Genomic DNA, 24,717 nt, shown 5'->3' on the forward strand with positions numbered 1-24,717 from the left:
ATTGAGTTAGTCATTTAATTTCCGTATATTATAACCTTTAAAACAAGAGATATGGAACAATTTGAAGGTCAAGATATACTAAACTTTATAAAAGAATTACCAAATGATGCTGCGTGTAAAGCGTATTTAGCCAAAATAAAATGGCAAGATGGATTTACTTGTATGAAATGTGGTCATACCAAAGGCTGTGAAAAAGTAGATTATAGATACCATTGTTATAACTGTCAACACGTAGAAAGCGCCACTGCAAACACCTTATTTCATAAAGTTAAATTTGGATTGCAAAAAGCCTTTTGTGTGGTTTTTGAAATGAGTACAAGTAGTAAAAGTATTTCAAGTATTCAAATGGGAAAACGTTTTAGCATTCGCCAAGGAACAGCGTGGTATTTCATGCAAAAAGTGCGTAAAGCAATGAAAAGCAGTCAAAAATATCCTTTAGAGAAATTAATCCATGTTGATGAATTTACTGTTGGAGGGAAAGAAGAAGGCAAACAAGGAAGAAGTTATGATACGAAAAAGAAAAAGGCTGTTATCGCAGTAGAATTAACAGATGGCAATAAAGTTAAAAGAGTTTATATCAGATCCATCAAAGACTATTCTGCAAAATCATTAACCCCGATATTTGAAGAGCATATAAGTACATCTGCTAAAATAGTAACTGATAAATGGAGAGGTTACCAACCTTTAAAAGAGATGTATGACATTGACCAAATATATAGTAATAATGGTGCTAATTTCAAACAATTACACATTGTGATTATGCAAGTTAAGTCATGGTTGAGAGCAATACCAACCCATGTAAGTAAATGGCATATTCAAGCATACTTTGATGAGTTTTGTTTTAGAATTAATCGATCTCAATTTAAAACCAGCATATTTCATAAAACGATTAATAGAATGGTAGAAAGTAAACCAATATATCAAAATCAAATAAAACAGACGCTAAGCGTATAACTCAATTAGTTTATATGAAAAATAAAGAAATAACTTACCTGGATGATATTCTAAAATCTCTTAAAAAATCACAAAACTATTGCCTTAATTTTAATCAGTTACACCAAGAGGTTTCTGGCTATAAGTTTCAGAAAGATTATTATGAATTTCTCACTAATCTTAAAAAATCAATATTTGTGACAAACTATAATTTAGATAACGAAAACTCTTTGAAAATTGCTTGTCAATACTTAAAAGAACAAAACTTAATCTTAATGCAAGATAATCAAATTAGGATTTCTTTTGAAGGTATTATTTTCCTCTCTAAAGGAGGTTACAAATCCGAATTAGAAAACTATAAAAAGGCTTTACACCATTCACTTTGGGCTTATCGAATATCTTGGCTTTCAATAGTTCTGTCTCTTTTATTATTTTGTTTTTCCGTTTATAAAACTCTCTATCCGAACTGTAATTAATTTGTTTGTAATACCAATATTCAAACTGTACTAATTTTATTGTGCTTACTAAAAGTATTATAATTGGGATTAGTATTATTAGTATTTTCATATTCATATTTATTTTAACAAACCTACTGCCTCTAAAATTCCACCTACAATAAATATTACAACTATTAATAATATAAACATTCCAATGTAAACTTCATAAGAGTTATTATCTTCTTCAAATTCCGCCTTACTGTTTTTTAGTAATTTTATTTTTTGTTTAAATTCTTTATCTGTTAATATTCCTGATTCATTCAGTTTCTTTAGAGATTTATATTCTTTTGTGTTTATTAAAATTTCTTTATTATTTTTTCGTTTTATTGCTTTTGATTTTTCCTTAAATTCCTCTTTTGACAATATACCTTTATCTTTGAAATTTTGAAGTTCGGCAATTTGCTTTTCGTTTTGGTCTATTCTAAAACCTACAGTTGCATTATTATAACTATTCCAAATACCAACTGTAATTGCTAAAATCCATTGAGCAGGTGGAAAAATAAATAATATTCCTAAAATTACTTTCTGAACTTTTGTAAAGTAATTTGATTGTAAAATATAAATTGTTGATGTTACAGTCAACCCAACAAGAATTCCAATGCCAATTTGATTATTCATTTTATTTTTTCTTTGTTTCTATTTTCATTTTACTAATTTAGCTAAAAATTCAAACTATGTCTGAAATATTTAATGCCAAAGAAGAAATCTCTTTATTCTGTAAAACTCGTAGAGATTATCAAAAATTCAGAGCTATAGGTGATATTTATTACAGTGAAAAATATGATTTTCTATTTTCTTTTAGTTTTATAAAAGATACTCCTATTTCATTAAGTAATGCAAATTATTCCTATACTTTAATTCAAAATAGCAATCAGTTTAAGGAACTTATAGAAGAACTTTCACCATATTCAAGAAACACTGAATTAGATATATTCAAATGTTTTTCAAAAGTAGTCCTTCCTGCTTATGTTAAATTAATCACTAGAACTCTTGTAAATGATAGTACTACTAGTCAAATAAAATACTCTTAGCAAATTTATGAGTTATATACTTGTCTAACATAAGATATTTTTCGTCATAGTGTAATTTCGGATGACCACTAATTTTTTCAATGAGCATTTTTTTAAAGTGCTTAATTGAAAACTCTTTTTCCATATTTTCTATACTTTTTTCTAAATACTTTTCAAGTTTAGAATCCACTTCTATATCCTTATATTCCATTTTGTCGTTTTAATTCAAACAACTTTCTATACTTCTCTGTTGGTTTTTTAATTGTTGCCAACGTTGTTGTATATGGTTTGTTGCGTTTTTCAAGCAACTAATTTAGTAAATAATTACCAACCAAGAAAGTCCGCGAGGACTTTCGCAAGTAAGCAAAAAGCTAGCAATAAATTATATACGGTGTTGGCAAATCGTTATTTTTCAGATGCTGATTGTTTTATTAATTCCATACATTCCATATAAGTTTTCTCAAACGGAATTCCATTTTCAGGTTTATATTCACTTAACTTGATGTAAATATCTTTTCTTACATCTTTACATTTATTTAGATAAAAACTGTGTCCATCATCTTTTCCGAATTGTCTATAGGACAATAATTCTTGTAAAGGGTAAACAATTAGATGGTCAATTTCATCTTTTATTTGCGTATCGTTACAATTTTTACATAGCGATTTGTATTGATTTAATTCGCCAATATATTTGTCTAATAATTTGTCTGTAAAAAGATGTGAGGTTTCGTGATATAAAGTTCCTCGTCTGTTATTATCTAATTCCAGAATTTCGTTTGTAGTTGTTATACTATCTTTCTTTTCGCAGATGTTTCCTAACAATGTTGCTCTTTTTTTTGGATTGTAGTTATCATAAAAAGAAATGGCTTTATTATTAGAAGAATTGGTTAGTTCAACAAAAACCTCCATTTCTAAACCTTGTTCTTTCGATTGAAAAAAGTTTAAAACATAATCAAAAAGTTTTTCATCATTAACCTGCTTTTCGATTTTTTCGATAGCATTTCCGTAATATTTTTTGTTTTCACTAAAGAAAGTTTTAAAATTAGATATTTTATAAAAGTCAACCAAAAGTGGTTTTAATGAGTCTATTTCGCCTTTTGTAATTCCAAAACTTGAAAGTTCTTTTGAATAAATATTTTCAAATTCAAACGATTCACAATTTTCGTACATTAAACCTATTGTTGCAAAATCGAAATGTATGTTTGGTAATTCGTCAATGTATTTAATAAGTTGATGATTTTTAAATTCCTTAAAGTGATTATTTACACGTTTTGAATAGTCCGTATCGCAAGGAAGCATTTTTGGGTCAATATAGTCTTGAACTGCCAAATTAAAAGCAATTCTTAAAACTTCTATTCGGTCATCAACTTTGAATATGACTTTATTTGGTTCTCTTTTTTCAGAAATTGTATTCTCCTTTCGGTTATTTTCTTTACAAGCAAAAAGTGTGATTATAAAAAGTAGGCTGATTAATAATGATGTTTTCTTTATTGTTTTTTGTTACAAAGACTAGTCTTTTTCTTGTTTGTTACAGTTTTTTTTAATGTTTGCCAACGTTGTTGTATATGGTTTGTTGCGTGTTTCAAGCAACTAATTTAGTAAATAATTACCGACCAAGAAAGTCCGCGAGGACATTCGCAAGTAGGCTAGAACTAGCAATAAATTATATACGGTGTTGCCATTTCGTTGTTTTTTCAGAATTCAAATTATCCGTCAAATTTATTTTACAATTTCAAGTATTTGATTAAATTCTTGTATTCTCAGTAAATATCGATGTTAATTTGAAGTAAATGGAGAAAAAGTTCCTTTAAAAAAATAGTAGCATATTTCCATTAAAAAAAGCCCAACAATTATTATTAAAATCATTTTACTATACTTTTTCATTTTATGTTTTTTTTTCGATTTGTTTTACTTGAGTAAATTCATTCAGAGTTTATTTCGTAATATTTTTCAATTCTGCTTGAGTAAGCAAATTCAGAATGAGATTAAAATTTTAATGAGTTTTGAACTCATGATATAATTCAGTTTTGCTTTACTCAATTCAGTTTTTTGTTATTTTCCTTTTTATTGTTGAAAATTGAAATTAATGTTGCTATAATAACAATAGAAGATAAAATCAGCGACCAAAATGGTTTTGATTCCGATATATTCGAAAAATCTATATTTAGAATACTTAAAATACTTGCGATTATTATAATTATTGATAAAAAATTTCTTTTATTCATATGTTTTTGTTTTCGATTTGGGTTCGTTCCGCCAATGAATGGCAACGTTGTTGTATATGGTTTGTTGCGTGTTTCAAGCAACTAATTTAGTAAATAATTACCGACCAAGAAAGTCCGTGAGGACTTTCATAAGTAAGCAAAAAGCCAGCAATAAATTATATACGGTGTTGTGTTTAGTGCTTTCTAACATAGTAATTGAATTCGGACTAATAAAATTTCCGAATTTCTCCATTTAATCCATCCAGTTTTTAGTTTAGTGTTTTCAGTTGGATAAGCTTCGCAATTTTCCGCAAAAGTAATTTCAAGCCAGAATTCTCCATTTCGTTCAATTATATCTGTCACTTTCAGAGTTTCGTATTCACAATTGTTCGTAATTGTATTTTCATCTGTTCCTTTTGGACTATTTCTAATTAAATTTTGTTTGTCAATTCGTTCAACTGAAGCAGACATTAATATTGTTTCCCAGGTTTTAAAAATATATTTTCCATTATTTGGAATAAATCCAATTTCCGAATCGTTAATTAGTATTTTGAAATATTTACTATTTTTTTCAAGACAGATAAAATGATAAAGTCCATAATCAGGTTTGTAGAAAAACGGAAATATTTTAGTTGTCTGAATTTCGTTCGTTAATTCACTATTTGAGAAGATATCTTTCGGATGTGACATATCTTCATAAAAATAAGGATTTTCAGCAATAGCAAATCCGATTCCTAATTTTTCAGATTGTTCATTTTGCCCATAAATCACGGAAATTGATAAACTTAAAATTAATATTTTCCAAATTTTCATATTATTCTGAATGTTCGTTTTGCATTAAACACAACTGGTTATATAATAACAAAAGTATGTGTTATTGGTTAAATATCACTGGATAATAAAACCTTTTACTAGCGAAAGTTATAAACTCAAACCTTATTATACAACGTTCATATACCTTGTTTTAAAATCTATTAATTATAAATTAAATAAAGATTTTAGCTCTTATTTTGGTAAGATACTTTAAAGTTATCTAGAAATAAAATTTATTAAATGTTCTTTCTAGAATGTAATTTATAATTCTTAAATTTTATACTCTTGAAGCAATGCACGGGAATCGCGTAAATTTTTTTATTACGTACATTTTATCGAATACGCGATTTTTTAAACTTAGCTAAAATGGGGTCTTTTATTTTGTCGCTGCTAAGCGATGGATAATTGTGTATTAATAATAAAATACTTTTTTGCATAAAATGTACTATAATGTTCTGCGTTATGTAACTTGAGCTTTGGATAAAAGCGAAAGTTATTACTACAGGTTCTTTAAAAAATTTATTCTAAAAAGTTTCTTCTACAATGTTAATGGAATACGCTTTGCCCGAAACGACGATAGGAGTGAAGTGGGAATGTGTATGAAATGGAAAAATACCGATTATTTGTCTAGTTCATATTTCTTCATAAAAGCACTTATACTACCTAAAAGCAAAATAAGGATAGCAAGCCGAATTAAATAGAATGAATTATGAATGTAGCCTCCAAAATAATCTGCAAAAATGATTCCGTTAATATTTGCGTATGTAATTATAAAAAACAGTACCTCAAAAAGTTTTTTTCCTTTTGATAAGATACCTAATGTTGCTGCAAATAGAGTAATAAAAACACCGCCTAATAGTACTGAGACTACTGCTACGAAATTATATGATATACCTAAACGAATTAGTAAAGGAAATGCCAATAGTAGCACTAAAAGAATGCCAGAAACTATCTGCGCAAACAACAATCTACTAATAGGTTTATTTGATGTGAAAACAAAATACTGAACATTATAATCCAGCTCTTTTGTTGTTAATACTGATAATCGACTAACCTGTAAAAACCATAGAATGGGTAATACTATTTGATGTGCTATTTTTAAAGGAAGAATAGCAAGTAATATCATAACAACAATATTTATAAACCAAAGCCATCTTTTCCCTTTTCTAAAGAGTAATAAAAATTCGGTTCTTAATAAAGGAAAGATGTTATAATTTATTTGAGCCTTAGGTAAACTTAACAAACTAATATCATTTACAATACTTTGTAGATTATTAATACTAGATTCTTTCTTAGCATAAGTGCGTTCTTTTATATTAAATCTATGAAAGAAAGGAGAAACGATAAATATTAGAAGTATGCCTAAAACAATCCAAATAAAACGACTTATTATAAATGAAATTGGAAAATCTATTCCATCAAATTGAAATTTATTAGCCTTTTCGACATTTCCTAGAACATAACCAATTGCCAAATCAGTACTTTCGTTTGTGTTTGTGATTTTTTGAACGCTTTCTTCTAATTGATGCATTACAATTTTGCTTCCAAATATATCAAACGAAAATTGAGTTTCTGTTTTAGGCGAAAACAACATTAGAGAGCAAAAGATAAAGAAGAAAATGACATTTTGTACTACTGAATATTTTCCTAAAAACATTTCAAAAACGACAGCAAAAATTGAAATTAAAAACATAGCAGGAATTGTGATGAGTGCATAAGGTTTTATAAATTGAAATATCTCTAATGCATAATCATCATTGTATAGAAAAAAGAGTATAATACTCATTATAAAAACTACTAAAATGATTGTCAGCAAGAGTAAAAAATTACTTATTATTTTAGAAAACAAATACTTGAAGTTATTAATTTTAGTAGCAGCTATAATTTGACCTACTTTAGTATCTATATCTGTTTTAATACTACTATTAACTAAATAAAAACCAATAAGCGATAAAAAAATACTCGTCATAATTGCTGTAACATAGCCAAACCAAGCCGAATTATAATACCCAACATAATCTGCAATTCTAATTGTTGAATAGGTAGCATTAGGCTCAGGTACAAATGTATATGCAATTGCTAAACTGGCACATAATGTAACTAAAAAAGTATAACTTCTTGTACGTTGTAAATAGTCTAATTTTATAATAGTAATAAATGATTTCATAATTTAAAATTTTATTGAGAAAAGACTTAATTGATTTTTGTTAAGTATAAATATGCATCTTCCAAATTCGCTTCTTTTTTATTTGAATTTTCAACAGGCTTATCAGCAATATATCTCACTAATAATTGACTTTTTTTACGAGAAGTACTAACTACTATTTTAGAAGTTTTAAAGGATGTTAGTTGTTCTTTTGAAATTATGGTTTCAAACACTTTATCTTTTATTTGGAGTATAATTTCTTCTTGATTTCCATGAGAAAGTAATTCGCCATTTTTCATTATTGCCACTTTATCAGCAATAGTGTCGATATCTGAAACGATGTGTGAAGAGAGAATAACAATAGAATCATTTGCTAAGTCAGAAATTAAATTTCGAAAACGTACACGTTCTTCTGGGTCTAAACCAACAGTTGGCTCATCAAAAATTATAATTTTTGGACTGTTTAATAATACTTGTGCAATACCAACACGTTGTTTCATTCCTCCAGAATAACTACCTATTGGTTTTTTTGCAGCATCAATTAGGTTTAAGCCTTCTAGCAATTGTGTAATTCTGGGTTTCAAATTATTTCCACCAACACCCTTCATTGCTGCCATATACTCTAAAAACTCGTAGGCATTCAAGTTTGGATATACACCAAAATCTTGTGGTAAAAAACCTAATTGCTTTCGCATATAATTAGGGTCTTTAGCAATGTTGTTTTTATTTAATGAAATGATTCCATCTGTGGGTTTGCTAACAGTAGCTATCATTTTTAATAAAGTAGATTTTCCAGCACCGTTTGGACCTAACAAACCTAATATGCCTTTTTCTATGGTGATAAAGAAGTCTTTTAACCCATATTTGTTTCTATTGTATCGTTTAGATACATTTTGAATATCTAGTTTCATAAGTTTAGTTTTTAGCTTTAATTTTATCGATGGTAGTTGTAAACCCATTTTGGCTAAATGCTAAACTATCGGTAGAGCCTTCTATTTTAGTTAAAGTTGCTCCAACGACTGTATCAATAAGCGTTGTTTCATTTTTTTGAGTCAATTCACTTTTTACGCCTTGCGCTTCTACGATTAAAAATAGTTTGTCCTTTTCTTGTGTTATTTCAAAAATTAAGTTTGCTTCTTTTAATAAATATTTACCTGTTATTTCTTTAAAATCAGAAATACTAACGGCATTAAATCCTTCAATGTCTTCATTGTTTAAATAAGAAAGCAAATCATTTTTTAACGATTTTCCTAAAGGCATTCTATGAGAATTTGTAAATGATAAAAATAAATTTTTAGTTTCCAGATTATATGTATTTCTAAAAGAGTAGCCTATATTATTTCCGCCGTGTTCATAATATTTTTTTCCATTGTACTGTTCTTTAAAAATTCCGTAACCGTAAGTTTCATTACCAGATGTTAACATTAGTTTTACTGTTTCTTTTTTTAGAAGCGTTTCCGTTTCAAAAAGAGATCTATAAAATAGTTCCATATCAGTTAACGTAGAGGCAATACTACCAGCCGCATAAGCAATATTTGCAAAGTAACGATAGTCTAAATAAGCTGTTACATCTTTTCCTTCATGAAATGGTGTAGCTAAATTTGGTAAATTTTTATGCACATAAGGATAGGTGTTATTCATTTTTAAAGGAATGATGATGCGTTCTCTCAATAAATCAAAATAACTTTGATCAGTAACTTTTTCAATAATTTTTCCTAAAATGAAGTAATTAGTATTGCAATAATCAAATTTTCCAATCATTTTTGGATTGTTCTTTTCAACTTGATTTAATAAGTATTCATTGTACAATGAATACTTTTTAGCGTAGAAAATTTCTTGTAGATTTTTTCCAATGATTTCATCTAAACCACTTTCATGTGTTAATAAGGCTTCAATGGTTAATTTACCATCAACATTAGTAATTGGTGATAGGTAAGTTCCTATACTATCGGTTAATTTTAAATGTCCTTTTTCTAGTTCTTGAAGAAATAGAATTGCAGTAAAGGTTTTGGTGGCACTACCTATATTAAAAACATGGTTTTCATTTAAATTAAAATTACCTAGACTTAATGTTTTTATTTGATTGTCTTTTTTGATAAGAATTGCAATACCTTTATTTTGTTCTTTTAACAAAGGGTCAAATTTTTGCTTAATAATATCTAGTTTGTTTTCTTGTGCAAATGATACACTTTGAATAAGTAATAAAAGTACGATTGTAATGTGTTGTAGAGTTTTCATAATTTAATTTGCTTTAAAGTTTGATTCAAAACTCTTACAATTATTCACTACTATAAAAAAAGAATGACAAGCGTGTTTCTTAAAATGACAAAGGCTAAAAACCCTTGTTATCAGTAAAAAAGAGTTGTTTACATATCAATAAGCAGTTTTCGTCAGTAAAAAATGGTAGATTCTTGATGAATTACTACTTTTGAGTAGATTAATAAAACCATTAAAAATGTCGAAATTAGATTCTTGGATAGATAATAAGATTATTCAAAACCTCTTTATATGGGTTTTCTTTTTTTTGATATTATTAACTACAATATCTAATGGAGATAGAGTAGTAGCTGCTTTATTTATTATACTTTTATTAGCGCCAGCAGTATATATAAACAACCTTTTAATTCTTCCTTACTTTAGAAATAAGCACCTCTTATTTTTTCTGTTTTTTGTTTTAAACACAATACTTTTTACTATAATTTCTGTAATACTTGTTAATATATTTACCGAGCAAGCTTTTGAATTGAGAATGTTTGTTAATTTCTTTGGAATAATGATTTTGGCTTTAGTTTTTGCCTCCTCTATAAAATTGGCAAAAGACAGTTTTACAAGACGTCAACAAGAAAAAGAAGCCGAATTAAAGTTGTTGAAAGCACAATTAAATCCGCATTTTTTATTTAATACATTAAATAATTTGTATGGTTTATCTGTTATAAAATCTGATAAACTACCCAATTTAATGTTAAAACTATCCGATTTATTACGGTATAGTTTATATGAAACAAAAGAAACGTTTGTTTCGTTGGAAAAAGAAATTATTTATTTAGAGAATTATATTTTTTTAGAAAAAATAAGATTAGAAGATACAACAACAATTCAATTAGAAAAATCAGGCAATTTATCATCAAAAAAAATAGCACCAATGTTACTTATTGTTTTTGTTGAGAATGCTTTTAAACACTTAGGGTTTAATAAAGAAAAAAAAGAAGTGATTGTTACAATTAAAGAGCAAGATGATAAATTATTTTTTACAAGTAAAAACACTATTGAAACTCTAAATTCAAAAGATAATAATGATTTAGAAAAAGGGAAAAGTGGTATTGGTTTACAAAATGCTAAAAAACGTTTAGCCTTAATGTATCCAGAGAAACATAAGTTAACTATAAATAAGAATAATGATTCTTATATTGTTGAATTAATTCTTAATTTATAATATGAAAAACCTACAATGCATTATAGCAGACGATGAGCCAATTGCGCGTCAAATTCTAGAAAATTATATTGAAGAAATTCCAAATTTAGAATTGATAGCTTCTTGTAAAAATGCTTTTGAAGTAATGGAGGTTTTGCAAGAAAAACCAGTTGATATTTTATTTCTAGACATTAATATGCCAAAGCTTTCTGGTTTAAGTTTGTTAAAAACTATGCAACAAAAGCAAAATGTAATTATTACAACGGCATATCCTGAATTTGCTGTTGAAGGATTTGAATTGTCTGTAACCGATTATTTGTTAAAACCGTTTTCTTTAGAACGCTTTTTACAGGCAGTAAATAAAGTGCAGCATAAACCTGTTATAAAACTAGAAACAACTGAAGGTGTAAAAGAAGAGATTTCAAAATCAATATTTGTAAAAAGCGACAAGAAAATTATTAAAATCAATTTTGAAGAAATTTGTCATATTGAAGCCTATGGGAATTTTATCAAAATTTTTACAGATAAAATGATTTTAACATCTCAAACACTTTCTGATTTTTTAGAAAAACTTCCAAATAGCTTTATGAGGATTCATAAGTCATTTGTAATAAACTTTAATGAGTTGAAGTTAATTGATGGAAACCAAATTGTACTTCAAAATGATACCAAATTACCAATTGGGAAATCTTACAGGAAAGCTGTGTTGGATAAAATTTAATATTACTGAAAAGACCTCATAGAACTTTTGGCTAAAATAATAGGCTATTTCAAGAGAATTATCCTGTGGATGATTCGAATGAAATACAACTTCAAATCGTATTTTGTTAAAAATGTACACCGTACATTTTCTTAACGCCAAATAGTCTAAAATATAGCGAATGAGCCGTTAATTGTTTCCAAAATTATATGCAGCCTTGAATTTTTGTTTCTTTTGTTTCAAGACAAAAGATTATGAAACACGAAAAAATGATTAATTGAAGTTCTAAATATAACAAGTGCATAGAATTTTATTTTTACTCACTTATTTAATTATTTGCAAAAATTTTAATGGTGTTCGTGAATCTCGTAAAAACTCGATTTCTTAAAATTTATGCTCTTGTGGCAAGCTTACGATAATCGTCTAAAATTTTTTATTACGTACATTTTATCGAATACGCGATTTTTATTAAGATGAAAAAAGTTAGCTTTTATTTTGGCGGTGGCAAGCGTTGGATAATTGTGTGTAAAATAAATTGCCAGAGCAATTTGATTTTATAAAACAATCGAGCGCTTGGTAGCGGCTATTTTACATAACGACTAATTATAGATACAAATGTTTTTTAAACGCTGCGAAGCAAACCGCTTATTAGTTTAATGACCAAAGTTCCAATTATTCTAATGAAAACGAATGCTTCTGGGATATTTTACATAATACTACATTATAGCTATCAAATGGATAAACCACTCTTATTAACTAAACAATACATTTGTACTATAATGTTCTGCGTTATGTAACTTTGCTTTGGTAAAAGCGAAGTTATTATATCAATTTTTTTTTAATTTTTTTCTTCTAAAAAGTTTATTTAAAAATGTAATGGAATACGCTTTGCCCGAAGCGACGATAGGAGTGAAGTGGGAATGTGTATGGAATGGGATTAATTATTATATAGTTTACTAATAGTACTTTTATACGTAAGTCCTATTGGAATACTATGATTTTCTATTTGAATCCTATTACCTTCAATAAGTCTTATTTTATCCAATGGAACAATAAAAGATTTATGTGTTCTTATGAAGTTTTTAGATTTTAAAAAAATTTCATAATAAGAAATTTTCTCATTACTTATAATCATTTCATTTTTTAAAAACAATTTAGTATAATTACCATAAGCTTCAATAAATAGAATTTCATTAGCATCAATATAATAATGCTTTTTATCTCCTTTTACAAAGAATTTCTGTTTTCTGGAACTGGAATCTACTTCTGTAATACCTTCCTTTTTAGGCGAATGATTATCATTAGTAATTACTTTATTAATGGCTTTCATTAAACGATCAAAACTAAAAGGCTTTAACAGATAATCGTTTACGCTTAAATCAAACCCTTCTAAAGCAAATTCTTCATAAGCAGTGGTTATAATTACTTTTGGTGGATTGGTTAATGTTCTCAAAAAATCTAAGCCACTTAATTTAGGCATATTGATATCTAAAAACATGAAATCTATCGTGTTTTCATTTAAAAAAAGTATCGCTTCCTTGGCGTTATAGCAGTTTTTTTCTAATTTTAAATGAGGCAGCATATTACAATATTCTTCTATAATTTCATGCGCTATTGGCTCATCATCAATGATAATATATGTGTTCATAGAGAAATTGTTAATGTCACATTATAAATATTGCTTTGACGTGTGAATTCTAGTGTATGTTTTTTTGGATAAAGTAAAGATAACCTTCTTTTTAAATTTGTTAGTCCAATACCTTTAGGTTGGTTTTTCTTTGTTTCATCAAAATTATTTTCAATAGAAAAATAGATGATTTTAGCATCGTTAGTTAAATTAATTTTGATGAAAGCATCTTCCTCTAAAGTTTCTACGCCATGCTTAAAAGCATTTTCTAAGAGATTAATAAACAACAAAGGTGCAATGGTTAAAGTTTTATCAATATCCTGATTAAAAGTGATTAAAACGGACTTTTTATATCTTATTTTGTGTAACTCTATGTAGTTTTCTAAATACGTTATTTCATTTTTTATGGTAACACTGCTTTTTTCACCTTGATAAATGGTATAACGCATCATTTCAGATAGTTTTAAAATTACTTCAGGAGCTTGCTTAGAGTTTTTTATGGTCAATCCATATAGGTTATTTAGCGTATTAAAAAAGAAATGTGGATTTAACTGACTTCTTAAATGCAATAATTCTGCTTGTGTTTGCTCATTTTTTAATCGGACTGTAGTGTTAATATGATGGATTAAAAGATCTATTAAAAATACAAATAAGAGAATAAAATAAGAAGGATCTAAAATGTCTTCTATAAAGCTGTATTCCTTTATAACGGTAACTACTAAAAGTACAGTAACTGCAATAAAAAACATTCGAAAACAAAAACGTAGCAACCCCCATTTTTTAATGATATTTTCATCTTCATTAATATTATTTCTGTTTCTAAATTTTAAGTAAATATATACCAGTAAAAACACAATAAACTCTGAAAATACAATAATTAACCATATGTTTTTTTGAGATTCTAACATCGCTGTAATAAATATAGAATATTAAAATTAAGTGCAATCCATTGTTTCATATCAACCAATAATACGTAAATATTATGATATAAAAATATGAAATGACAAACACCTCTTTTATTGACACAAACAATATTGTTTTAATGTTCAACTATATGTTGTGCGTTTTAATTGTGTTTATAAAATGAAAACAGCACAGTTAGTCATATTTTTTTTCAACTTTATAATATTGAAGATAAGTTTGCTGAAAATATAATTAAACGCCATTAATTATGGAAGAAAGTATTAAAATAAATAAGCCAATACATTTTGCATTCGATTTAATCATTTACATAGCCATTATGTTTTTGATTAGAGAAACCTCTATACCAAATACACATTATCTAGTCACAGGTTTTTTGTATTCTGGGACTACTTTAGTTCTAGCAACTTTGCAAATGAGAAGAAGAGGAATTACTTGGAAATCTATTGGATTGCGAAAACCCAAAAGTATACCCAAAACACTTTTAAAATCAGGAATCATATTTATAACTATAATTATTACCATTCTTACATTTAAATTTATTGCAGATTCATTTTCTTTTTTTAATAGTACAACTCCAAATGAAAATACAGGTTTACACGCTTCAGTTAAAGATGTAAATTATATCAATTTTAGTATCGTTTTATTTTTTGTGTGGATACAATCTGCTTTAGAAGAATTGTTAGAACGTGCATTTCTTATTACTTGGTTAGAAGGCTTAATGGGGAACTTACGATTTAAAACAGCAATTGCAATTGCTATTCAGGCTTGTATTTGGGGATTTAGACATTCGTATGATTTTTCTGAACGTTCTGTTACAGTAGCATTAATTGGTATTATTATGGGAATTGCATATGTGAAGTTTGGCAGGAATTTATGGCCTGTAATTATTGCTCATATTATATTGAACACTATGTCTATGTTTTAATTTTGATAAATTAAAATCAATAACCTGCATTTCTCATTGAATAAACTGACAACAAATGAAAATTAAATATTTAAATAAAAGACCAGATTTAGCTCAAAAAAGTAGATTGAATAAGAAATATCTTCAATTTCAAGAACTCATATCTGAATTAAGAGATATGGTATTAAATATTGAAATTAAACATTCTTTAAATAATGCTATCGATACAATGAATTCATTATCCGACTTTGATAAAAAGTTAGGAAAACAATTAAAAAGTGAGCAATCAAAAATTCTAAAACTTCTAAAGAATGAACTTAAATTAGTTACAAAAAATTATTATAGAAATAAATGGTTAGCCTTTGGAATTGGTGCTTTGGGTGTTCCAATAGGAATAGCGATTGGAGTTATTATGGGTAATATGGCTTTTATTGGAATAGGACTACCCATAGGATTTGGATTTGGACTCGCTGTTGGAACAGGGTTGGACCTAAAAGTTAAGGAAAAAGGAAAACAATTAAAATTTGAAATAAAATATTAAGTATAAAACTAAATAAAATTAAGATGATAAAAATAAAATTCACAATACTTGCTTTAATTGTTTCATTTCTAGCAAGTGCCCAAAAAATAAATAATGCAGCAGATAGTTTAATGTCAGATGTTTTTGAGGAAAACGGATCAGGAGGAATCGCTATAGTAGTTAAAGACGGTGAAGTATTGTACAGAAAAGCATTTGGAATGGCTGATATGGAATTAGATGTTAAAATGACTCCAGAAAACATTTTAAGAATTGGCTCAATCACTAAGCAATTTACAGCTTCCGCAATTCTAAAGCTAATGGAAGATGGAAAACTTGATTTACAAGATGATATTACCAAATACATTAAGGATTACCCAACACAAGGGCATAGTATAACAATTGAACATTTACTTACCCACACATCTGGCATCAAAAATTTAACAAGTATGAAAACTTGGACGGCTGAATTGAGAAAAAGGCATTTTACTCCAAAAGAAAAGGTTGATTTCTTTAAAAATGAGCCTATGGATTTTATTCCAGGAGAAAAATTTAAATATAATAATTCAGGGTATATTCTTTTGGGATACATCATTGAGATTGTGTCGGGAAAGAAATATTCGGAATATATCGATGAGAATTTTTTCAAACCTTTAGGGATGAATAATTCTTTTTATGAATCAACTTCAGATTTAGTAAAAAACCGTGCAAAAGGATACCAAAAACAGGAAGGGAGGTACAAAAACGCTAACTTTATAGATATGTCTAATCCATATGCTGCAGGATCATTAATATCAACAGTAGATGATTTGTATAAATGGAATAACGCAATATTTAATGACAAAATTGTATCTAAATCAACTTTAGATAAGGCACATAGCTCATACAAATTGAATAATGGGGAGTTAACGGGATATGGATATGGTTGGGATATAAACAATATAAAAAATAATAAAGTAATATTACATGGTGGTGCTGTTTCAGGGTATCTTACATTTTCGCTATATATTCCTAGAAAAGATATTTTTGTTGCTGTACTATCGAATTGCACTTGCAATCGCCCACGAAAAACTGCAATTAAATTAGCAATACTGGCACTTAACAATTAAAAAATTAGTCAATGAAGTTTAACTTGACCTCATACTAATTTTGGTAAAAACAATAGGTGAGTGGAGCGTCCATATTTTAGGGGTCTAGTAATAGATACCCTTAAGAGTTATAATTTTAAATACCTCTAAGAGCAGTCTTAAAAAAGTTAGCCTGTTTCCTAAAATATAGCGTAACGAACCGTAATTCTTTCCAAAATTATATGCAGTCTTGAATTTTTGTTTCTTTTGTTTCAATACAAAAGATAATGAAATATGAAAAAGAAGTTTAATCGGAGCTATAGATATAACAAGTGTATAGAAATTTAAGAAAGGATTTAGCGGTTGGGAAATTTTATACTCTTGTGGCAATCTAACGAAAAGCTCGTGGAAAAAAATTTAACGAGAATATCCTCGCCAACGTAAAGTTTAAAACGAATCTAAAAGGTTAGCTTTTTTTTGGCGTTGGTAAGCGATGGATAATTGTGTTTAAAAAAATTACTGCGACAGGATAATTATTTTTAAAAAGCAATCGAGCGTTTGCGAGCGGCAATTTTACATAACGACTAATTATAGTTACAAATTTATAGTTCTGAAGTTTCTTATAATAACGTATTTGAAGAATTATCTTTAGTTTTTCTAAATATGGGATTTATAAACAAGTTTAATGAATACTTGTTGACGAATTGTAAAACACCCCCAAACAAATGTTAATTGAATGTTCAGAGCTTTCTGGGATATTTTACATAATAGAGAATTATAGCTATCCAATTTACGAAGTGAATTTGTATTATAATGTTCTGCGTTATGTTACTTTGCTTTGGTAAAAAGCGAAGTTCTTAGCTCAAACTTTCTTTTATTTTTTTCTTTCCAAAAGTTTCTTTAAAAATGTAATGAAATACTCTTTGCCCGAAGTGACGATAGGAGCGAAGTGGGAATGTGTATGGAATGGGATTATTATCTATAAATTTTAATTAAATACGGAATTCCGTAAATCTGTACTTGTTAAAATTCTGTATATTTGAGAGAACAACTTTAACCTTATACATTGAATAACCATAAAATCTACGATTATAAATTACTATGGAAAACAAAACAGATATTTAAAAATATTAATTTAAAATTTAATGTTTTTAAATTCAAAGCTAAGAATAAATACCTCTTAGAAAAAGAAAGGCTATCAGTTAGAAAAGTTTATCTTTTTGAAATTATCAAGAATATAATAATAGCATTCTTTTTTGTTATTCTCTTATATCTTATAGAGTTTTTTTCTCAAAACACATATTTAAAATACGTTGATAGTTTTCCAGATTGGTTAAGACTTATAATCGATATAATCCCTAAACCTAATTATCCAGAAAGTAAAGATGCTGTTAATGGGTTTATTTCTCTATTAGCTAGTATTTCTGGTGTTTTACTGGCTTTGTTTTACCCAATTTTAGCGACAATAGCGAGTTCTGGATATGCAAAAGTTAATTCTAGTATTAGAAATTTGTTGTTTTTAGAGCCAATAACACAAAACTATTTAAGAAGATTAGCTTTCTTAACAGCATATTCTGTCTGCGTTTTTCTATTTGTAACATTTGGATTTTATCCTGGGAATTTGATTCTTACATTTTTGGCAATCCTAAGTCTTATAAGCCTATTTAACTTATTAAAAATTGGTTCTGGAGTATATAGCCTTTTTGAACCTGACACATTGGCTAAAATTGCTAATAAACAGATAGTTGATAATATAAAAAACGTTACAATTCATAGTGCATATTGGAATAATTCTAATTTTCAACTTTTTTTTAGAAGACAAGTAGAGAAAGACCTTGAAATTTTACGATTATTAAATGTTATAAGTATTGAGGGTGTTTCTATTAATGAAAGATCCTTTCTAAACACAATCACTCAAACTTTAGGCCTTTTGGAGTTTTATCTAAATAAAAAAAATAACATCCCTTTAAAAAGTAAATGGTTTAAAAATAAAAGAGAACACAAATCATATTTTGAAACTGATATGCATAATCGAGAATTATCTATTAGCAATAGATCATATTTCGTAACTAACGAAGTTTCAAATAACTTTTGGTTTGAAGAACAAATCTTTACTATTTACAGTGAAATAGGTAAGAAAGTTAGCTTACTAGAAAATCAAGAAATAAGATATAAGTATTTAAATAAATCAACTAGAGCCTTACAATATTTTGGGTATTCATTTGAATATGATTTAGCTAACAAATTACTTTTAGAAAATTTATCTATAACTAAAGGGTCATTAATCCATAAAGAGAAGAATACCTATGGAAATTCTGAGAATAATTTAATCTTAATCGAAACAATGATTTCTTCAAGTATCAGGGATTATCATTTAAGTTTTTTTAATTCAGTAGAAGCTCTTAATATAACTGCTTTTAATGCTGAGATTACTAAAATAGATTGGAATGAAAAATCTTCGTTATATAAATTGAGCTTGCCATATAAACTCAATTCTTTCTTCGAAGAATATTTTAATTATATTAAAAATGAGAAACTTGTAGAAAATCAACAAATTACTCCTGTATGGTATATTACACAACATATCACAGCTGAATATTTAATTTTAGTAGAGAAGAACTTTAATAAAACAATTGAGCAGATAAAATCATTTGTATTACCTCTTTTAGAAACTTGTAAGGAAAATAACAATCATTTAGCTGTTGCATTTACTTGTCAATGTGCTTTAGAATTAATTGATAAAATAAAATTCAGAATACCAAGAATAAGTAAAATTATTGAAGAATTTGATTCAAATAACTTGCACAAAGGAACACACACTTGGACAAAGTTAAATTCAAAAGATGCTTATTTAGAGCTTGACAAATTGGAAGAAGTATTCATTTTAGAGATATCGGAGACTATGAAAGATATATACACTTTGAAATGGGATGAAAACAGTCCAGATATTTTTGCTAAATCATTTTCTATAATCTCTAGCGAGATAAATAAATCTTTTATTGAAAATGATGTAGAGAAATTTAAAAAGATATTTCCCGGTTTCTTAAGAAGTTCACTAGCCTCTTTTTATACACTTTACCACGATAGATATAAAGATAGATATCATCATCACTTAGAAATAATATATCAAGTGCATATAGAATTAATGCAGTTATCTGGACTTGGCTATATTTATTCTGAACTATATAATTCATCATTTTGGTTAGAAATAACTAAATGTTGGGATGAAATAAAAATGGATGAGAATCAAATAAAATTAATAATATCATCCTATAACTTCTATACGAATCATAAGCTTGGAACTGGCATTAATTTTTCAGATAATTTTAATAGAAAAAAGCGATTATCAAAAGTAATCGAAGATAAAAAAATTAATGCAACAGATTATATAAACAGTATAATTCGAAGATATGTAGATGACGGAATACATACTGATGACAACTATGAAGAGATATTTTTAGAAATGTATTTATTTACTTTTTTAGATGCTAAAGAAGGAGCTTTAGAAATAGAAGAAAATGGAAGAAGGTCAATATTTTTTGATATAAATAGAATAATAGAAGATAAATATGGAAAAAAGTAAAACTGACCAAATATCTTTAGATTTTGATACTCCAAGAAGTGATTTTCTCTTAAAGCATAATTCTTCTATGTTTATACAGGATTTATCGTTTTCTAAATATTCTATTAAAGAGAAATTCTTAACAATTTCTTTAGAATCTAAAATACAAGATGAAGTAGTTGATTTTTTATCAAACAAAATAACCACATTTCGATATAGAAATAATTGGGGAAATAGATTGAATTTAAATGATGCTGTATTAGAGTTGTTAGAAACTATATCAAGTAAATTAGTACACAATGGAAATTGTATTATAGAAAAAATATATGAAGATGGTAATTTAATTTGTTTAAAAGTCGTTAGAGGAGAAGTTATCATTAAAAGAAAAAATGTAATTCAAATTATTCCGGCTAATATAGCAAAGGAAATTAATTATAAAACCAAAGTATTTATTCCTAAAGCTAAGTGTTTTATACTTGAATTTCCTGAAGAAATTTGCTCTAGTAAAGATTTTAAATATATTTTAGAACAAATGGTAAAAATAGATTCGAAAGACCCTATGTTCTCAATTATGAATTCCTCAAATTTAAGTAAAGTAAAAGGTTATGATGGAATGAAGCATAGAGACAAACTAGATATTATTCTAAGGAAACTCACACGTAAAATATCTTGGCATCATAGAGAACAATTTTCATCACGAGATAAGTTTTCAAACTACTATTCTACTTTAAGAGCTCTGAAATTCAGGAAAACAAGAGTAATTATGTTAAACCATCTTTTTGATTTTATTAAGCTAATCGTTGAAGATTCTTTTCCTGATACTAAATTAAACATAGCATATAGCAAGACTATTGAAGATATTGATAATATAATTTCGGATTATGAAAAAGGTGAATTTTCTCACGAATTACATATGCAAATAATCCAAGAATACTTGTAATATTTTATGATAGAATTTGTGGAATTTCAATTATACAATTTTGATTTAAAATTTACACCAAAACCAAATGGGAGGGAAGGAGTTGATTGTTTAATTGGAAATACTCAAATATATCGATAATCAATAGTTGACCACAATACTAACCAAGATGTACGAAATATATAAACCAAGACCGTTGCAAAAAGCGAACTTAATTAATTTTACTTTTTAGAGTTCCCTTTTTTTTAGCTAAAACATCGATTATGCTATTTTTTTTCTATTTTAAGTGAGTAAATGCCTTTTTTAGGCTTCATTTTTCCTTAATTTTTACAATTAGACGCAAATATCCCTGGACTTCGATATAAATTGTAGCACATTGCCTCCATCAAATTTTGTGTATGCATTTTTTTCATCCCTCTGTATCTTGCAATTCCACCTTTAAACCATAATTTTATTCCTCCAAAAGTACGTTCTACTTTAAACCTTGTTTTTCCTATTAATTTATTGAATCTAGTTTCCCATTTTGTTAACGGTTTATTTTTTACCGCCTTTTTAAGGATATGATTCTTTAAATTACGCTTCTTTAAAATCGCAACATTTTTCTTTGATTGGTACCCTTTATCTGCCTTTAGAGGGATGTCTTTTGGTAATACCACATTTACAGTTTCTAGAACTTCCTCCAAATTTGCAATCTCATTTTTGCTGGCAGTTGTGGTTAGTACTCCTAGAACAAGTCCTTCGTTATCCGTTACATGATGCTTTTTAAACCCAAAATGGTACTTTCCTCTTTTCTTTAACCAAGTACCCTCTTTATCGACACTATCTGGATATTCTTTGTGTACTTCTACTTGGTCTGCAAAGCGGTCTTCGGTTACCTTAAAATTTGTTTTTCCTTTTGGTCTAAGTGGCGTATCTATTACACTAGCGTCTATTATTAAACCTGTTTTTACAATGATATTATGTGCTTCTAGCTGTTTGTTTATGGAGGTAAATAATTTTTCGAAGGTTTGTGTTTTGGTTAATGCGGTTCTAAACCTACTTAAAGTACTATGATCTGGAGCAACCTGTTCAATGGTCATCCCACAAAAATAACTAAAGGAAAGACTGTCATTTATTCGGTCTTCAACTTCATAATCGCTTAAACCATACCAACTTTGTAAAAGACACATTTTAAAAAGTAATGTCCCATCATAAGAAGGCTTGCCAGTGGCACTTTTTCCTTTTAAATAATCATTATTTATTAGGATAGAGATCGTATCCCAATCGATAAGGGTGTTTATTTGGGTGAAAAATGTCTTTTTAATTTTTCTTGCTCGTAAATCACAAATGCTATCGGCTAAAGTTGGTTGTTTTTGTATTTTCATACACTAAATTTACAACTTAATATACTTACAATCATATATTTAACATAAATAATTACGTGTTATTTTTGTGCTTTTTATTAGGTACTTCCTTGCAACGGTCTTAAACCATTAGTTTCAGAAGAAAAATTAAACAGAAAGTTTAAACTACTAACAGAAAGTTCTCTATTCGACCCAGCTAAGAACATTATTGATAATATATGTGTATTGTTTGATGATAAAGATGGGAATTTTATTAAGGATTTTCAAAGTACTGGTTTTGATGGTCGACTTTGGGAAATCTATTTGTTCATATTTCTATTTGAAAACAAATTCAAATTTATAGATGATGTAGACAGACCAGACTTTCACGTTAAGAAAGGTGATTGTGATTTTTTTATCGAGGCAAGTTTATCGGCAGAAAAAATTGATGAAGAATACACTGAAGAGTTTATAAAAAAATCTGTAAAAGAAGAAGATTTAGAAATTCAGAAAAAAATAACAGATTATTACTCAATAAGACTTGGGAGTGTTCTATTTTCTAAATTAAATAAAAAATACTGGGAATTGGATTGGGTTCAAAATAAACCATTGGTATTCGCCATAACACCATCTCACAACTACATTTCAAAATTTCTACCACCTTCAAAAATAACTGAATATCTATATGGTATAAAAGTAATAACAGAAGAAACAGATGATGAGCTTCTACATATTAAAGATGAGACAGTTGTAGAGCATATCCATAAAGAGAAAAAAATCCCTTCAAACTTTTTTTCACATCCAGATACTGAAAACATTAGTGCAATAATTTTTTCTAACAATTGTGATTTACATAAATTCAATAGAATGGGATATGAACACAGCTTGTCTGAAAAGGAACTAATAATGATACGTTCTGGTTACAAATTCGATGATAATAAACCAAATGCAAAAGCTAAGGAATTTGCTCATCAAATAGAAAAAGGAAAATCTACTGAAGACTGGAATGAAAGTTTAACAGTCTATCATAATCCGAACGCTAATATTCCATTGGATAAAAATATTTTTCAAAACGTTCGCCAAATTTGGTTAAACGATGAAAAAGAATTGGATGGTATTATGATGAAACATTTTGTTTACCATTCAATTACAATTTCCAGTGAAATAGTATAAATTATAGATAAACTAAAAATTTAGTTTTATAATTATTATGTAAAATAGAACTAGTACGTTTTTACCCAGATGAAGCGTTGGCAAACGGCCTAATATAAATTTGGAAAAACAATAGGCGAATGAGCGTAATATTTTAGAGAGTTAGCAATAAATACTATTGATAATCACAAGGTTAAAACCTTTTCAAAATAAACTTAATCAGTTAGAATTTATTCTAAAATATAGTGATTGAGCCGTAATTGTTTCCAAATTTATATGTGAGCCTTGATTTTTTTGTTTCTTTTTTTATCAAGAAAAAAGATAATAATTAACTCTTAATACTAACAATTCTATTTCCAATTCTAAATTTTATTAAATTCTAAAAACCAAAAAGTATTATACAAACTCTATATTAGAACAAGTGTATAGAAATTTATTTTTCTTAAATTTTATACTCTTGTGGGAAGTTTACAAAAATGTATTTAGAAAAAAAATACAGCAATATTTTAATTGAATTTACAAATTTTAAAGAATTCTAAAAGGTTAGCTTTTTTTTGGCGGTGGCAAGCGATGGATAATTGTGTTTAAAAAAATTACTGCGTAGCATAATTATTTTTAAAAAGCAATCGAGCGTTTGCGAGCGGCAATTTTACATAATGTCGAATTATAGCTACAGATTTATAATTCTAAATTTTCTTATAATAACGTATTTGAAGAATTATCTTTAGTTTTTCTAAATATGAGATTTATAAACAAGTTTAATGAATACTTGTTGACGAATTGTAAAACACCCCCAAACGAATATTTATAGTGCTTACAAGACTTTCTGGGATATTTTACATAATAGAGAATTATAGTTATCATTTAAAAGCTAGAAGTTAATTAGCCGTAATTTCTTTTAACATAATATCTATCGATATAAGTCTAAAGACATTATATCTGATATTATGATTAAATAGCCTGAAATACGGCTATACAGAAATTACTACATAAATGTACTATAATTTA

Annotated in this window: 21 protein-coding genes; 11 read left to right on the forward strand and 10 right to left on the reverse strand. The window is 27.4% G+C overall.

All coding sequences use genetic code 11. From position 1 onward, the window contains the following. The first annotated feature begins 51 nt into the window (after nt 1-51). Nucleotides 52-954 (forward strand): IS1595 family transposase, encoded by a 903-nt coding sequence (locus BST83_RS06795; protein ID WP_104808686.1) that lies wholly within the window; start codon nt 52-54, stop codon nt 952-954. 14 nt (nt 955-968) lie between these two features. Next, on the forward strand, nt 969-1,409 hold the full coding sequence (locus BST83_RS06800) for a hypothetical protein (protein ID WP_104809129.1): 441 nt from the start codon (nt 969-971) through the stop codon (nt 1,407-1,409). 99 nt (nt 1,410-1,508) lie between these two features. On the opposite strand, the gene BST83_RS06805 is transcribed toward BST83_RS06800, so the two are convergent. Beyond that, entirely contained in the window at nt 1,509-2,048 is a 540-nt protein-coding gene (locus BST83_RS06805) for a hypothetical protein (protein ID WP_104809130.1), read from the reverse strand. Between the two features lie 56 nt (nt 2,049-2,104). On the opposite strand from BST83_RS06805, the gene BST83_RS06810 reads away from it, so the two are divergent. Further along, nucleotides 2,105-2,461 carry a hypothetical protein gene (locus BST83_RS06810; RefSeq protein WP_104809131.1) on the forward strand — a complete coding sequence of 119 codons (357 nt, stop codon included), beginning with the start codon at nt 2,105-2,107 and terminating at the stop codon, nt 2,459-2,461. Here BST83_RS06810 and BST83_RS06815 read toward each other — a convergent pair. The 6 genes from BST83_RS06815 to BST83_RS06845 form a co-directional block, all read right to left on the reverse strand. Beyond that, the gene (locus BST83_RS06815) at nt 2,439-2,651 is read right to left on the reverse strand and encodes a hypothetical protein (protein WP_104809132.1); all 213 of its coding nucleotides are present in this window, start codon (nt 2,649-2,651) and stop codon (nt 2,439-2,441) included. The genes BST83_RS06810 and BST83_RS06815 overlap by 23 nt on opposite strands. 194 nt (nt 2,652-2,845) lie before the next feature. Then, nucleotides 2,846-3,769 carry a DUF4932 domain-containing protein gene (locus tag BST83_RS06820; RefSeq protein ID WP_240614681.1) on the reverse strand — a complete coding sequence of 308 codons (924 nt, stop codon included), beginning with the start codon at nt 3,767-3,769 and terminating at the stop codon, nt 2,846-2,848. 1,079 nt (nt 3,770-4,848) lie between these two features. After that, the gene (locus tag BST83_RS06830; RefSeq protein WP_104809135.1) at nt 4,849-5,457 is read right to left on the reverse strand and encodes a hypothetical protein; all 609 of its coding nucleotides are present in this window, start codon (nt 5,455-5,457) and stop codon (nt 4,849-4,851) included. Nucleotides 5,458-6,076: 619 nt separating this feature from the next. After that, nucleotides 6,077-7,624, reverse strand: a complete 1,548-nt coding sequence (locus BST83_RS06835) for a hypothetical protein (protein WP_104809136.1) — start codon at nt 7,622-7,624, stop codon at nt 6,077-6,079. A gap of 26 nt (nt 7,625-7,650) precedes the next feature. After that, nucleotides 7,651-8,514, reverse strand: a complete 864-nt coding sequence (locus BST83_RS06840; RefSeq protein WP_104810812.1) for an ABC transporter ATP-binding protein — start codon at nt 8,512-8,514, stop codon at nt 7,651-7,653. A gap of 4 nt (nt 8,515-8,518) precedes the next feature. Further along, nucleotides 8,519-9,841, reverse strand: coding sequence for a serine hydrolase domain-containing protein (locus tag BST83_RS06845; RefSeq protein WP_104809137.1), 1,323 nt, complete (start codon nt 9,839-9,841; stop codon nt 8,519-8,521). Between the two features lie 217 nt (nt 9,842-10,058). Here BST83_RS06845 and BST83_RS06850 point away from each other — a divergent pair, with 217 nt between their 5' ends. Both BST83_RS06850 and BST83_RS06855 read left to right on the forward strand, forming a co-directional pair. Further along, the gene (locus BST83_RS06850; protein ID WP_104809138.1) at nt 10,059-11,036 is read left to right on the forward strand and encodes a sensor histidine kinase; all 978 of its coding nucleotides are present in this window, start codon (nt 10,059-10,061) and stop codon (nt 11,034-11,036) included. 1 nt (nt 11,037) lies between these two features. Beyond that, nucleotides 11,038-11,736, forward strand: coding sequence for a LytR/AlgR family response regulator transcription factor (locus BST83_RS06855; protein WP_104809139.1), 699 nt, complete (start codon nt 11,038-11,040; stop codon nt 11,734-11,736). A 916-nt stretch (nt 11,737-12,652) separates the two neighbouring features. Here the strand turns inward: BST83_RS06855 and BST83_RS06860 are convergent. Both BST83_RS06860 and BST83_RS06865 read right to left on the reverse strand, forming a co-directional pair. Continuing rightward, the gene (locus tag BST83_RS06860) at nt 12,653-13,363 is read right to left on the reverse strand and encodes a LytR/AlgR family response regulator transcription factor (RefSeq protein ID WP_104809140.1); all 711 of its coding nucleotides are present in this window, start codon (nt 13,361-13,363) and stop codon (nt 12,653-12,655) included. After that, nucleotides 13,360-14,250: a sensor histidine kinase gene (locus BST83_RS06865; protein WP_104809141.1), complete on the reverse strand. Its 891-nt coding sequence runs from the start codon at nt 14,248-14,250 to the stop codon at nt 13,360-13,362. The genes BST83_RS06860 and BST83_RS06865 overlap by 4 nt, the downstream gene beginning before the upstream one ends. A gap of 263 nt (nt 14,251-14,513) precedes the next feature. Here BST83_RS06865 and BST83_RS06870 point away from each other — a divergent pair, with 263 nt between their 5' ends. The 5 genes from BST83_RS06870 (at nt 14,514) to BST83_RS06890 (ending at nt 21,256) form a co-directional block, all read left to right on the forward strand. After that, a complete protein-coding gene (locus BST83_RS06870; protein WP_104809142.1) occupies nt 14,514-15,191 on the forward strand; it encodes a CPBP family intramembrane glutamic endopeptidase in 678 nt (225 codons plus the stop codon). Between the two features lie 55 nt (nt 15,192-15,246). Then, nucleotides 15,247-15,711 carry a hypothetical protein gene (locus tag BST83_RS06875; protein ID WP_104809143.1) on the forward strand — a complete coding sequence of 155 codons (465 nt, stop codon included), beginning with the start codon at nt 15,247-15,249 and terminating at the stop codon, nt 15,709-15,711. Nucleotides 15,712-15,734: 23 nt separating this feature from the next. After that, the gene (locus BST83_RS06880; RefSeq protein WP_104809144.1) at nt 15,735-16,796 is read left to right on the forward strand and encodes a serine hydrolase domain-containing protein; all 1,062 of its coding nucleotides are present in this window, start codon (nt 15,735-15,737) and stop codon (nt 16,794-16,796) included. A 1,024-nt stretch (nt 16,797-17,820) separates the two neighbouring features. Next, on the forward strand, nt 17,821-20,337 hold the full coding sequence (locus tag BST83_RS06885) for a hypothetical protein (protein WP_104809145.1): 2,517 nt from the start codon (nt 17,821-17,823) through the stop codon (nt 20,335-20,337). Further along, nucleotides 20,324-21,256: a hypothetical protein gene (locus BST83_RS06890; protein ID WP_104809146.1), complete on the forward strand. Its 933-nt coding sequence runs from the start codon at nt 20,324-20,326 to the stop codon at nt 21,254-21,256. The genes BST83_RS06885 and BST83_RS06890 overlap by 14 nt, the downstream gene beginning before the upstream one ends. Nucleotides 21,257-21,555: 299 nt before the next feature. Here the strand turns inward: BST83_RS06890 and BST83_RS06895 are convergent, their stop codons facing one another. Continuing rightward, a complete protein-coding gene (locus BST83_RS06895) occupies nt 21,556-22,599 on the reverse strand; it encodes an IS5 family transposase (protein ID WP_104809147.1) in 1,044 nt (347 codons plus the stop codon). Nucleotides 22,600-22,803: 204 nt separating this feature from the next. On the opposite strand from BST83_RS06895, the gene BST83_RS06900 reads away from it, so the two are divergent. Next, nucleotides 22,804-23,730 (forward strand): hypothetical protein, encoded by a 927-nt coding sequence (locus tag BST83_RS06900; protein WP_104809148.1) that lies wholly within the window; start codon nt 22,804-22,806, stop codon nt 23,728-23,730. Nucleotides 23,731-24,717: the final 987 nt, after the last annotated feature.

It is taken from the genome of Polaribacter filamentus, assembly GCF_002943715.1.
Classification (GTDB): domain Bacteria; phylum Bacteroidota; class Bacteroidia; order Flavobacteriales; family Flavobacteriaceae; genus Polaribacter; species Polaribacter filamentus.